Genomic DNA, 12,320 nt, shown 5'->3' with positions numbered 1-12,320 from the left:
TAAATAAGTGGATATTTTTTCTTTAGAAGTTATTAACCAGATAACTTAGTAGTTTTTAACTTAGATTACACAAATGGCAAGTAATTTACATCTTTACTGATGAATAGTTCTTTGACTGAGGCTGAACTTACGTATTGGTGAGAAATTTAGGAGAAATAACATGGCATTTATTTTCGGCACTACAAGTCCTGACAAGATTTCTGGGACTTCGGAAAATGACACGATAGTTGGTTGGGCTAGTGGTGGTAATGCCAATAGTCCCTCCGGTAACGATTTCTTGAATGGTGGAGATGGTAACGATTCCCTCGCAGGTGGGACGGCAAACGACAGTCTAATCGGTGGAAATGGCAATGACACACTAGATGGGGGCTTGGGCACTGACACTTTGAATGGGGGAGCAGGCGATGACACCTACATAATTAACAGTGCTGTTGATACGATTACCGAAGCTGCAAATTCAGGCACAGATACCGTCCGGTCTTCTGTCACCTACACACTCGGTGCCAATCTGGAGAATCTAACGCTGACGGGAACTAGCGCCATTGATGCGACAGGTAACAGTCTTAATAACATCCTCATCGGTACTAATTTGAGTAGGAACACTCTAAATGGAAGAGCAGGCGATGACTCAATAATCGGTGGTAGCGGCAATGATATCCTCAACGGTGAGGACGGGGATGATAGACTACGAAGCGGACTCGACAATGACAGACTCAATGGCGGGTCTGGAGATGACGTTTTCATCAGTGTTTTTGCTGGTGGTTTTGTTGGTAGTAATCTGCTTCCACCTGGATTAGGGGAAATTGATACCTTGACTGGTGGAACTGGGGCAGATAGATTTATCCTGGGGGACTTTATAAGTGTTTTCTACGACGATAACAACATTGCCAATCCTGGTTTTGCGGACTTCGCTAGTCTTACTGACTTTGACTCTAGCCAAGATCAAATTCAACTCAAAGGATCTTTATTAGACTACCGTCTGGAAGTTTTTGGAAACAACACACGAATATTGTTAGACAAACCGGGAGCAGAGCCAGATGAGATCATAGGTATTGTGCAGGGGAGAAACAATCTCATACTTGATAGTGATGACTTCCTTTTCAACTATGAGCTGGAAATTGCTGGAAAAGCTACAAACAACTCACTCTCAACAGCTGAGATATTAGGTTCCTTGTCATCAGGCTCAAACGTTAATGCTTCAGCCCAGTTAGCAACAGTTCAACCGGGGGATAATCCCGATTTCGACTTTTTCACATTTTCTTTAGCAAATTCAGGAACTGTCACTATCAGCACAGCGATGTCGGGAGATACAATTCTCGGACTGTTTGACAATGCTGGTAATTTACTGGAATCTAACGACGATGGTGGGGGTAGCGGTTCCTCATTAATCACCAGGTTCCTAGATGCAGGTATATACTCCATTTCAGTGAGTGACTTTGCTTTCTTCCCTGAAACTGGGGGAAGTTTCTCTAGTAGTACCTTTGACCCTGGTTCTTATACACTACAAGTCAGTTTTGCATAAGAACGTTGTCAACTTAAAGATTGTACTGACATCAGAAGGCAGATTCAAGGATACTTTTCCTCCTAGCTGGGGGAACACGGTAACGTGTCCCCCTTACACAAGAAGAGACTATTTACAAGTCCGGACTATTTCATGAGTCAGAATTCATACCAGTTCTGTATGAAGATGCGCCAAACTATATGATGAACGAACCGCATTCGCGTTAGCGTCTCCCCTTCTCCCAAAGGGAGAGGCTAACGCCAAGGGAGAAGAACGCAAAGGACACAAACAAAGAAATAAGAAGCCAAGAAAATTTGGCGCAGCCTCACAAAGAAATGGTATCAGAACTCAACAGCCAGAATAAAGCCATGAATTCTGTATCCCCATTTTCGTAATGCAGAGGCATTTAATCAAAATCTGTCGGTAAATCTGGTTGGCGATGATGTTGAAAAAGTCGCGTGATTTGTGTTGGTGTTACACGTCCGATGGAAAGTTCTGGTAACGCATCTTCAGCAAAAAAACTTACTTCTTCAGTTTCAATACTTGATGATGGAGAACCACCAATAATTTCACACTTAAAAAACAGCTTGTAGACATAAAACGGAAACGGTGGATGTCCCTGTTTGTCTCTGTCATAGACTGCTAGTAGTTTAATCGCGCGTACTTGATATCCAGATTCTTCATATACTTCTTTCACAACTACCTCACTGGGCGACTCGCCGACATCAGCCCATCCACCAGGTAAAGTCCAACAGCCGTCAGCTCTTTCCTTGACTAACAATATAGTATCGTCCCGAAAAATTGCTCCTCGCACATCAACTTTGGGAGTTGCATATCCTAGTTCACGGCTAAATAAATCTAGGACATAACTGTGTTCTACATTTGAGTAAGTAGCTATAATTTCTGTGGCGATCGCTCGTAATTGTTTGTAGCGTTCAATATCAAAAACACCCTCAGAATAAGTCAAACCATTTTGAGCGATCGCTTGTAACTTTTGTGCCCATTCCAGCCATTTAGTTTCCACAGTTTTTCCCCTATTTGTAGAGACGTTACATGTAACGTCTCTACATAATTCTAAAGATGGCTATTAAGCATCATCTAAAGCTGCAATTCCAGGCAATACCTTACCTTCAAGTAACTCCAAGCTAGCGCCGCCGCCGGTGGAGATGTGGCTCATTTGGTCGGCTAAACCAACCTTTTCCACAGCCGCTACTGAGTCGCCGCCGCCAATAATGGTAGTTGTGCCAGTTTTACCGATTTCGGCGAGGGTATGAGCGATCGCTTCCGTACCTACCGCAAACTTATCAAACTCAAACACACCCATTGGCCCGTTCCAAATTACCGTTTTGGTATCTGCAAGGGCATCTTGGAAAACTTTTACTGAGTCTGGGCCAATATCCAAACCTATACCATCATCGGGGATGTTCTCAATGCTGACGGTTGTCGCATTAGCATCAGGAGCAAACTTATCTGCTGATACTATATCCGTGGGTAACAAGAAGGTAACGCCCCGTTCCTTAGCCTTAGCTTCCAAAGATTTCGCTAGTTCTAACTTGTCATCTTCCACCAACGACTTACCGATATTTAAACCACGGGCTTTGTAGAAGGTGAAAATCATTCCACCGCCGATGATTAGCTTGTCGCATTTCTCCAGCAACGTTTCAATCACGCCAATTTTGCTGGAAACTTTGGAACCGCCAATAATTGCCGCCAAAGGACGTTGGGGATTTTCAATGGCGTTTTGCAGATATTGCAATTCCTTCTCAACCAAATATCCAGCCACAGAAGGACTCAGGAATTTAGTCACACCTTCAGTAGAAGCATGGGCGCGGTGTGCAGTACCAAAAGCATCATTTACATAAAAATCAGCATTAGCTGCCAATTTTTTCGCAAATTCTGGGTCGTTTTTCTCCTCTTCTGGGTAAAAACGGACATTCTCTAGTAACAGCACTTGGCCATTTTGCAGGGCGCCAACTTTAGCTGCAACTTCATCGCCAATGGAGTCATCAGTTTTAACGACTTCTTGCCCCAGTAACTCAGAGAGACGCTTGGCAACGGGAGTTAGGCGTAATTTGTCATCCACACCTTTAGGACGGCCAAAATGGCTGGCGAGAATGACCTTAGCACCCTTCTGCGTCAAATCTCTGATGGTTGGTAAAGCGGCGCGAATCCGAGTATCGTCGGTAATGTTGCCTTGATCGTCCACAGGCACATTAAAGTCAACCCGCACTAAGGCACGTTTCCCAGATATATCAGCCGAAGATAAACTTGCTAAACTTTTTTTGGACACACCAAACTCTCCTGATTGCCTTTTTGTTATTGTTTTGAAAGTAGAACCATCAAGATTTTACCGGAGTCAGGGGTACCCAAGTGACAGAGATATTTAAGACAGTACTATTTCCTATTGATCAAAGCCGGGAAACGCGGGAAGCTGCTGATGTAGTTACAAACGTAGTCAAAAAGTACAGCAGTCGCTTGGTGCTGCTGTCTGTGGTAGAAGAACCACCTCCAGATGCGCCTAGTCCAGATCCGATGGTGTCACCAGAGGTAGTTGCCAAGCTGTTGGAAAATGCCCAATCTTTATTTTCTGGGCAAGGAATTCAATCCGAAATCCTGGAAAGGCGAGGTAAACCAGCTTTTACTATCTGCGATGTCGCTGATGAAATCGGAGCCGATTTAATCATTATGGGCTGTCGGGGGCTAGGGTTGACTGAAGAGGGAGCCGATGATAGTGTTACCACTCGCGTAATTAATCTTTCCCCTTGCCCAGTGCTGATTGTGCCCTAGTAGTCATAAGTGCCCAGGAGCTAGTTGTTGCTGAATACTAATAATATTTCTAGCGATCGCCAATAGACATCTCCAGAAATAAAATATGCGTTACCCAGAACCCTTGTAGAGACGTAGCACTACTACGTCTTTACATTCTTTTTCCCTTCTATGTCTAATCAAAAAGAGCAAAAAAGGATGAATCTCACGAAGAAAAGGTGAAACCCTTAATTTACCTGATTTTGGGCTTAACCGAGAAGTATTGAAACTTAAATGACTAACAGTAGTTTTTACATCTTTGAACCACATTTATTGTCAGCACACAGTACTACTGTACTGCAAAAGTATATTTTATATGCGTGAAAATAGGTGTAACGCAAGTATGTTTTTGCTAACGTGAAGACGGAAGCTCTTGCAGGCTGCGCGAAACACTGAAACGTGAAGGCGGAAGTTCTTACAGGGAAGACGGAAGCTCTTGCAGGCTGCGCGAAACACTGAAACGTGAAGGCGGAAGCTCTTGCAGGGAAGACGGAAGCTCTTGCAGGCTGCGCGAAACACTGAAACGTGAAGACGGAAGCTCTTACAGGGAAGACGGAAGCTCTTGCAGGCTGCGCGAAACACTGAAACGTGAAGACGGAAGCTCTTACAGGGAAGACGGAAGCTCTTACAGGCTGCGCGAAACACTGAAACGTGAAGACGGAAGCTCTTGCAAGTAGAGCGTAATACCAATTTGAAAAAAGAATGCGACAAATAGACCATCTGTAGAGACGCGATTCATCGCGTCTTTACCCAAGGATGTGTTTAAAATCATTAATTGAATTGGTATTATTCCCTCTGGGCGATGCGCTGCTGGAATATCACGACCATAAGTAGAAAGCCGCCTCGAAGCACAAGCTGCCACCACGGAGTAATAGTCCCCTCAAGATTCAGAAGGTTGTACATCATTCCTAGTAAAAGTACACCGACAAGCGTCGGAAACACGCTCCCCTGCCCCCCTACGAGAAATGTCCCTCCCATGACAGTCGCGGCGATCGCATCCGTTTCCCAGCCAAAGGCAGCCACAGGCTGACCCGCCCCTAGACGACCCGCGAGAACGACACCAGCAAGCCCTGAAAGCATACCACTGAATGTGTAGACCGCAAGCTTCACTCGGTTTGGGTTCACGCCCATCAGCCGGGAGGCTTCCTCGTTGTCGCCGATAGCGAACACATGCAACCCTAATCGGCTTTTGTGCAGCATAAACCAAGCTGCAAAATATAAGAGCGCAACTATAAGCACGGGGACAGGAACGAAACCAATAAACCCTCTGCCCAGCCAAACAAGTCCTGATGCTGCCGATGGTACTGCAATCGACCTCTCCTCGGTGATGCTCAACGCTAGCCCCCGTGCAGCGCTTGCGGTGAATAACGTAACAACGAACGGCTGGAGCCTTGCGCGGGATACGAGAAGACCGTTTACCACACCAAGCAAGGTGGTGCTGGCAATGCCGCCAACAATTGCCACAAAGCTTCCTTGTCCAGCAAGCAATGCCGCGACGACACCGCCTAGAGCAACGAGGGAACCCACGGAGAGATCGATTCCTCCACTCAGAATCACGACAGTCATGCCCAGTGCCACGATCGCCAGCATACTGTTCTGTCGCATGATATTCATGAGATTAAGAGGTGTCAGGAAGGTTTCATAACGAAACGATGCGAAAACAGCCAAACTAAGGAGCATGAGCAGCACACCTTGCGAGGTGAGGAGTCTGGCGAGACGCTTCGAGAGCCGCATTCCAGCAACTGCAAGAGACCTTGTAGCAGCCATGACACGTTAAACCTCCTTAGGACGCTGTAAAAAAATGGCGAAAAGAATGATTACGGATTTTAAAACTAATGACCAAGTGAAGGGAATCAAAAGCATGTTGAAACTTGTGGAAATTACCTGCATGATCAGCGCTCCCACAACAGTTCCGAGTACATTAGCGCGGCCACCAGAGAAGGGCGTGCCGCCAACAACAACGGCTGCGATCGCCTCGAATTCCGCGTTGACACCGACCTTACTAGGATCGCCCATACCGAGCCTCGCCGTCTCGACGAGTCCGGCCAGCCCAGCAAGCAGGGCACTAACTATATAGACGATGTATTTCACCCGTTCCGCACGGATACCCGCAAGCCTTGCAGCTTTCTCGTTGCCGCCGACTGCAACAATCTGACGCCCAAAAAGCGTAGAGCGGATACAGAAGAAGGCTCCTGCAATGACGACTGCCGCAATTACAACCTGAATTGGTATAAAACCGAGATAGCCCTTTCCGAGCGCTTCAAATGTGGGATGGGTGAAGGGAACGAGCTGACCATCCCCGATGACCTGAGCGACCCCACGCCATAAGATCAGAGCCGCCAAGGTAGTGATCAGGGGATCAAGTTTCAGACGTGAGATGAGAAAGCCATTGAGTAGACCTACCAACAGGGCACAGCACAAGGCGAACGAAATGGCAACAGTAATTCCATACTTAATAAGCAATGCCACAATAACTGAAACCAATGCCATAGTAGAGCCGACTGTCAGATCGATGCCACGCGAGGCAATGACAAATGTCATCCCAACGGCAATAAACATTGTGGTGGATACTTGGAGCAACATGTTCAAGGTGTTGCTAACTGTAGCGAAACGCGGAGTGAAAACGGCGTTCGCAACATAGAGAATTAGCAGTGCCGCCGGGGCACCCAAGTTTGGGTTCCACAGGTTTTTCCAACTCAGGTCAGGCTTCTTGCTATTCATTATCTGTCCTGCTCTGTTTCACGCCTTCCTGACGTGCACCTTCCGCCATTACGTGCAGAATTGCCTTTATGTTCTTTTGTTCACCACTGAGTTCTGCGATTGACCGCCCGTCACGGAGGACGATAACACGTTGCGAACCTTCAACTAGCTCTTCCACTTCCGATGAAATCATCAGAACCCCCAGCCCTTGCTCTGCTAGTTCGGCGATCAGGCGCTGGATCTCGCCCTTTGCACCAACGTCGATACCGCGAGTCGGTTCGTCGAGGAGAAGAAGTTTTGTATTTTTGCACAGCCATCGCGCCAGAAGAACCTTCTGCTGATTGCCGCCTGATAGTTCGTGGATCTTCTGTTCGGCGCTAGTCGCCTTAATTCCAAGGCGCTGCATGAAACGATCAACAAGCTCATTCTGTCGTTTTCTGGAAACGATGCCCCATTGCGTAAGGTTTGGTAGTGCAGCGAGGGTGAGGTTTTCTCGCACCGAAAGCTCAGGGATGATGCCGTCCGCCTTGCGATCCTCTGAAAGGAAAGCTATCCCAGCGTCGATGGCATCATGAGGATCACGCAGGGATAGAAGATTACCTTCGAGTTTTACAGTTCCACCCTCAAGTGGTTCAGCCCCAAACAGGGTACGCACTGTTTCACTTCGACCAGAGCCGAGCAAACCCGCAAGCCCAACGATTTCGCCATGCCGCATTTCAATCGAGACACCATCGAGCCGTTTCTTATATTTGAGAGCTTCCGCCTGGAGCAGCACTGGTCGATTTACCGCATTTTGCGATCGCCCTGCGAACGCCGTGACTCCTTTGCTCACCTCTTCTGGTTCGCGGCCCAGCATATAACAAACGAGTTCCAGGCGATTGAGCGTGGCCAGGGATTGCGTTACGATGTTGCACCCATCACGCAGAACTGTGACGCGATCGCACACGGCGTAAAGTTCTTCAAAACGGTGGCTGACGTAAACGATGGATGTCCCTTCCGACTTTAGCCGCCGCATGACATTAAAAAGAACAGAAACCTCGGTTTCGGTAAGCGAACTCGTGGGTTCATCGAGGATAAGCACCCGCGCACCAAAGGATATAGCGCGTGCGATCGCCACCATTTGGCGATGGGCAATATTGAGCGAACTAACCAGCGATCGCGGGTCGATATCCAACCCCAGGCGCTCCAATATCTCCGATGTCTCAGTGTTCATGCGCCGTCTGTCAATAATCCCAAAGCGATGCGGCTCTCTGCCAAGAAAAATGTTCTCAGCAACGGTTCGGAAACCCACGAGATGGATTTCCTGGTAGACAGCTACGATGCCTACCGCCTGCGCTTCGGTCGGGTTCTGGAATGTAACGGGATCGCCATAATCCATAACACCCGAATCTCGTCGATACGCTCCCGTCATGATCTTAATGAGTGTCGATTTACCAGCGCCGTTCTCTCCGACCAGCGCATGGATCTCGCCCGCCTTTAGCTCAAAATCGACGCCCCGGAGCGCCGATACCCCGGAAAAACTTTTCTTTATGTCCCTCATGCACAAGACAGTTCGAGTCGCCTGAGTCATCGGCTTTACCTAGTTTTTGTCCTGATACCCCATAGTCGTCATCTTGTTTATTCATCGTCCAGGTTCAGCATATTTCCTGGCTATCTTTATCTTTATTTATATGGCGCAAGAGCTTGAAATACAATTATGCGTGACTTTTGACTTCCGCCTTGCGGTACTAGTAGTCTATTAAGCCAACAATGCTTGGTAAATCAAATTTTTATTTCTCTCTTTTCCTTCTTCCTTTGCGCTCTTTGCGTCCTACCCTGCGGGAAGCCGCTTTGCGTCTATGCGGTTCGTTCCTTTACCCTTCAAACTTCGCTTGAGAAACTACTAGTAGTCTGCCAAGGCAACAATGCTTGGTTTATGGTAAGAAAATCAAGTTCTTTTCTCCTCCTGCTCAAGAACAGCCTGCCTTCACCCGTCATTTTTGGGTTGGTCGAGTACTAGTAGTCCACCAAAGAAACTTTGCGGGGTTTATGGTAAGAAAATCAAGTTCTTTTCTCCCCCTGCTCCCTCTGCTCCCCCTGCTCCCCCTGCCTTCTTTTGGGTTGGTCGAGTACTAGTATGCTTCTTGCACAAAATCTTTGGCGTTTGTCACATCGAAGAGTCTGTCCTCAAGAATTATTCTAGGAGGAATCTTTTTGCCAGCAAAATACTTCTCCATCGTAGCGAAAACAAGTGGGCCAAAACGCGGGTTCGACTCTACACTCACGCCAAGCTCACCACGGTTAATCGCTTCAAGTGCGGCTTTCTGACCATCGATTGAACCGACGATCACATCCTTACCAGGCTTCATGCCTGCGGACTTGAGAGCCTGGATGGCACCCAATGCCATTTCGTCATTGTGAGCATACACTGCGGTGATATCAGAACCTTTAGCCTGAATGATGTTTTCCATTACACGCACGGCCGCAGCCCGCGAAAAATCCGCCGTCTGGGTGGCGATGATCTTCATGTTGGGATAACTGGCGATCGCATCCCGAAACCCCTTTGCCCGATCAATTGCGACCGATGACCCTGCTGTTCCGGTGAGTTCCACAATAGACGCCTTGCCATTAGTAGCCTGAGCCAGCCATTTGCCAACACGGCGGCCTTGGACAATGAAATCCGACCCGAGAAAGCTGACGAAATGCTCGCCTGGTCTTCCCGCAGCTTCACGGTCGATGAGAAACACCGGGATTTTTGCCGCTCTCGCTGCTTCGAGAGCAGGTGTAAGACCCTCATATTCGCGTGGCGCGAGAAATATGGCATCGACTTGTCGGGCAATCAAATCCTCGATGTCAGAAAATTGCTTCGATGTCTGCCCCTGAGCATCCGTCATCAGGAAATCGTAAGTTTTCTTACGCTTGGCAGCCTCCTCTTTGATGCTGTTCGTTTCGGCGATGCGCCACGGGCCGATGTTCTCTGTCTGCGAAAATCCGACAATTTTTTTTGTTTTCTCGCGCACACAGCCAGACTGCGAGAAAGCCGCAACAATAATCACAGCGTAGGCGCTAAATACCAGAAACTTTGACATATAGACTCGGACAGGTTTCATTCTTCATCACAGCAGCCATTCCCTCGACACCCCCGAATCGCTGTCTTCTGCATTAGATATATGACTGTAGGAGAGGAAAACTAGCACTAGGCTGGCTTCCCCAAAATTGTTGGGTGAGGGGCAAGGAACAGATACCGGATTCCTATAAAAATACTCTACTGATTTATTTGCCTCAGTAGAGTATATCATATATGTATCTTATGCCTCTAAGCATTATCTTATCTAATAGTAAATCTTTATACCACAGTGTAAATGCTGAGTGTTATTAAACAGCACGCGACTTGTGACGGCTGTGGACACGAAAGCGGCGATATTTTTTGAAGGTGCAGTGAGTTGTTCAAAATCTCATTTGTCAGCCTGGGATCAAAATAGTGCTTAAAGTTACCCAACAATCACTTATCAAAACCTCTCGCATCGCTGCTTCATCGCTAAAAGTTTCTCGCAAAAGGCGTCCTTCATAGACCAGCTTCGGATTTGGGATTTGGTTGATTCACTATTAAGATTCAATCCCAGCAATAGGAAATCAACCCAAACAATTAAGCGCACACTCGGATGATCGCACTAACTTTTTTGGTACAACTCCAAAAACATAGTCATACAGTCATACATTCACTTTTACTAAATCCACATCCGCAAGCCAGATAATTCTACTTTGAGCCGATGCCATTTCTGACAAAATTGGGGAACGCCATTCTACTGCATAAAGCCAATTGTTTTTCAGGCTAAAAATCCCTTGAATAATCCGACGTGATGGTTCTTCACTAAAATCAACTTCCACCACATCGCCCAACTTAAAAGCTGGTGTAGCAACTGTGGCTTTTTCCACTACGTTTGTTCCAGAAAATTCTTCTTGAGGCAAGTAGAGTATTTCACGACAGCAGACAATGGCATAAATCCATTCCTGTCTCTCCCATTGGACACCACAACAGTAACCTGATATATCAGAACTTGATAACAAAACTTTTTCCAGGATTTGAACTGCTAATGCTGGCATGGCTTTTCCCCACGGTACAGAACTATGCCAACAAGATTCTAAAGTGACAATTTGATTAATCATGCAAAGCAATCTCTTTTTTATACATAAACTACTTTGCACTTGTGTAATCCGGATGTAATTTCAAAATTCACTCAGCCCCTTAGTACAGCCCACCACAAAAAGGGTATGGAATTTACAGCTATTTTCAGGTAAATAGACCACGCGGTAGGGGTTTAGCATTGCTAAACCCCTACGATAGATGTGGTTCAAATACATGATTTCTGCTGTAATTATTCGTAGTAGGGGTAGAACTTTAGTGTTACCCAACATCTTGCCTCGATATTTCCGAACCCCTTTTACGGTGACGTGTACTAAGCGGCTGACACCAATCAGCGTTACTGTGCCCCTACAAATGGTCTGTATTCCATGCAATTGAGAACCGCTATCAGCGATCGCTTTAACTTTAAGGCAAAATGTTGTAACTTTAAGCCAAAATGTTGTAGCTCTAAGCCAAAATGTTGTAACTTTAAGCCAAAATGTTGTAGCTCTAAGCCAAAATGTTGTAGCTCTAAGCCAAAATGTTGTAGCTCTAAGCCAAAATGTTGTAGCTCTAAGCCAAAATGTTCTAGCTCTAAGGCAAAATGTTGTAACCTTAAGAGTCAACATTGTAACATTGATGACAAACTAATTCATTGAAAGCGACGGGAAACTCCATCCCCAGGTGTCTGTTCCGGGACAGTCGCCCCGCCGCTTGGGGCAAACAGGGGATTGTGGCGGTACATCTTCCCCATGACGGCAGTTGCTCTCGCGCGGGGTGAACCCCAAGACCCTTTCAGGGTGACGCTCCTGCGTCGCTAACGCTACGAAGAGAGGCAGTTGTTCATGGGGGAAACCCCCGAATGGCACACTGCCTCACCGCACTGCCTCCCCGATGCCCGATTCCCCATGCCCAAAAACTCCATCCCGCAAGTGGCGTGGAGTTTTTTATAATTCGTAATACTTCGGCTACGCAGTTCGACTGCGCTCACCGTAAACTCAGTGCATCGCCTAACTTTAGTTATGGGGTAATATTTACTTTTGACTTTTGGTTGACTCCTGTATTCTGACCTCTGAATTCTTACAGTGAACTACCCCAACTTACCGAGTACGGTTGAAGTTGGGGCTTCTGTAATCATAGGGGAGTGCCTAAACTTAGACTTTCGCCCAAGAGCAGGACTTACCTCCCCTCCTACAGCAGAGACGGCTGAAC

10 protein-coding genes are annotated in these 12,320 nt (G+C 46.9%); 3 read left to right on the top strand and 7 right to left on the bottom strand.

Features of this window, described 5'->3' with window-relative positions; genetic code table 11:
- Positions 1-160: 160 nt before the first annotated feature.
- The gene (locus LC586_RS25205; protein WP_267921725.1) at positions 161-1,522 is read left to right on the top strand and encodes a pre-peptidase C-terminal domain-containing protein; all 1,362 of its coding nucleotides are present in this window, start codon (positions 161-163) and stop codon (positions 1,520-1,522) included.
- A 385-nt stretch (positions 1,523-1,907) separates the two neighbouring features.
- On the opposite strand, the gene LC586_RS25200 is transcribed toward LC586_RS25205, so the two are convergent.
- Positions 1,908-2,525: an NUDIX hydrolase gene (locus tag LC586_RS25200; RefSeq protein ID WP_229487639.1), complete on the bottom strand. Its 618-nt coding sequence runs from the start codon at positions 2,523-2,525 to the stop codon at positions 1,908-1,910.
- Between the two features lie 63 nt (positions 2,526-2,588).
- Positions 2,589-3,791, bottom strand: coding sequence for a phosphoglycerate kinase (locus LC586_RS25195; RefSeq protein WP_229487638.1), 1,203 nt, complete (start codon positions 3,789-3,791; stop codon positions 2,589-2,591).
- An 89-nt stretch (positions 3,792-3,880) separates the two neighbouring features.
- On the opposite strand from LC586_RS25195, the gene LC586_RS25190 reads away from it, so the two are divergent.
- Complete coding sequence (locus tag LC586_RS25190) at positions 3,881-4,288, top strand: universal stress protein (protein WP_229488010.1); 408 nt, start codon at positions 3,881-3,883, stop codon at positions 4,286-4,288.
- A gap of 804 nt (positions 4,289-5,092) precedes the next feature.
- Here the strand turns inward: LC586_RS25190 and LC586_RS25185 are convergent.
- From LC586_RS25185 to LC586_RS25165, 5 genes are all read right to left on the bottom strand, one after another.
- Complete coding sequence (locus LC586_RS25185; RefSeq protein WP_229487636.1) at positions 5,093-6,073, bottom strand: ABC transporter permease; 981 nt, start codon at positions 6,071-6,073, stop codon at positions 5,093-5,095.
- A gap of 6 nt (positions 6,074-6,079) precedes the next feature.
- Positions 6,080-7,027: an ABC transporter permease gene (locus LC586_RS25180; protein WP_229487634.1), complete on the bottom strand. Its 948-nt coding sequence runs from the start codon at positions 7,025-7,027 to the stop codon at positions 6,080-6,082.
- The gene (locus LC586_RS25175) at positions 7,020-8,576 is read right to left on the bottom strand and encodes a sugar ABC transporter ATP-binding protein (protein WP_229487632.1); all 1,557 of its coding nucleotides are present in this window, start codon (positions 8,574-8,576) and stop codon (positions 7,020-7,022) included. Before LC586_RS25175 ends, LC586_RS25180 begins: the two co-directional genes overlap by 8 nt.
- Before the next feature lie 541 nt (positions 8,577-9,117).
- Entirely contained in the window at positions 9,118-10,095 is a 978-nt protein-coding gene (locus LC586_RS25170) for an ABC transporter substrate-binding protein (RefSeq protein ID WP_229487630.1), read from the bottom strand.
- A 601-nt stretch (positions 10,096-10,696) separates the two neighbouring features.
- On the bottom strand, positions 10,697-11,152 hold the full coding sequence (locus LC586_RS25165; protein ID WP_229487622.1) for a DUF1392 domain-containing protein: 456 nt from the start codon (positions 11,150-11,152) through the stop codon (positions 10,697-10,699).
- An 818-nt stretch (positions 11,153-11,970) separates the two neighbouring features.
- Between LC586_RS25165 and LC586_RS25160 the strand changes: the two genes are divergently transcribed.
- Positions 11,971-12,177 carry a hypothetical protein gene (locus LC586_RS25160; protein WP_229487620.1) on the top strand — a complete coding sequence of 69 codons (207 nt, stop codon included), beginning with the start codon at positions 11,971-11,973 and terminating at the stop codon, positions 12,175-12,177.
- The last annotated feature ends 143 nt before the right edge of the window (positions 12,178-12,320 follow it).

Source organism: Nostoc favosum CHAB5714, assembly GCF_020829495.1.
In the GTDB taxonomy this organism is placed as follows: Bacteria; Cyanobacteriota; Cyanobacteriia; order Cyanobacteriales; family Nostocaceae; genus Nostoc; species Nostoc favosum.
Note: the sequence above shows the minus strand (reverse complement) of the source record. Positions and strands in the feature narration are given on the sequence as shown.

Bases quoted from the DNA above. Each gene is read 5' to 3' on its own strand.
- LC586_RS25205 (WP_267921725.1), top strand. From the start codon at position 161: ATGGCATTTATTTTCGGCACTACAAGTCCTGACAAGATTTCTGGGACT.
- LC586_RS25185 (WP_229487636.1), bottom strand. From the start codon at position 6,073: ATGGCTGCTACAAGGTCTCTTGCAGTTGCTGGAATGCGGCTCTCGAAG.
- LC586_RS25180 (WP_229487634.1), bottom strand. From the start codon at position 7,027: ATGAATAGCAAGAAGCCTGACCTGAGTTGGAAAAACCTGTGGAACCCA.
- LC586_RS25175 (WP_229487632.1), bottom strand. From the start codon at position 8,576: ATGACTCAGGCGACTCGAACTGTCTTGTGCATGAGGGACATAAAGAAA.
- LC586_RS25170 (WP_229487630.1), bottom strand. From the start codon at position 10,095: ATGAAACCTGTCCGAGTCTATATGTCAAAGTTTCTGGTATTTAGCGCC.
- LC586_RS25165 (WP_229487622.1), bottom strand. From the start codon at position 11,152: ATGATTAATCAAATTGTCACTTTAGAATCTTGTTGGCATAGTTCTGTA.
- LC586_RS25160 (WP_229487620.1), top strand. From the start codon at position 11,971: ATGGCACACTGCCTCACCGCACTGCCTCCCCGATGCCCGATTCCCCAT.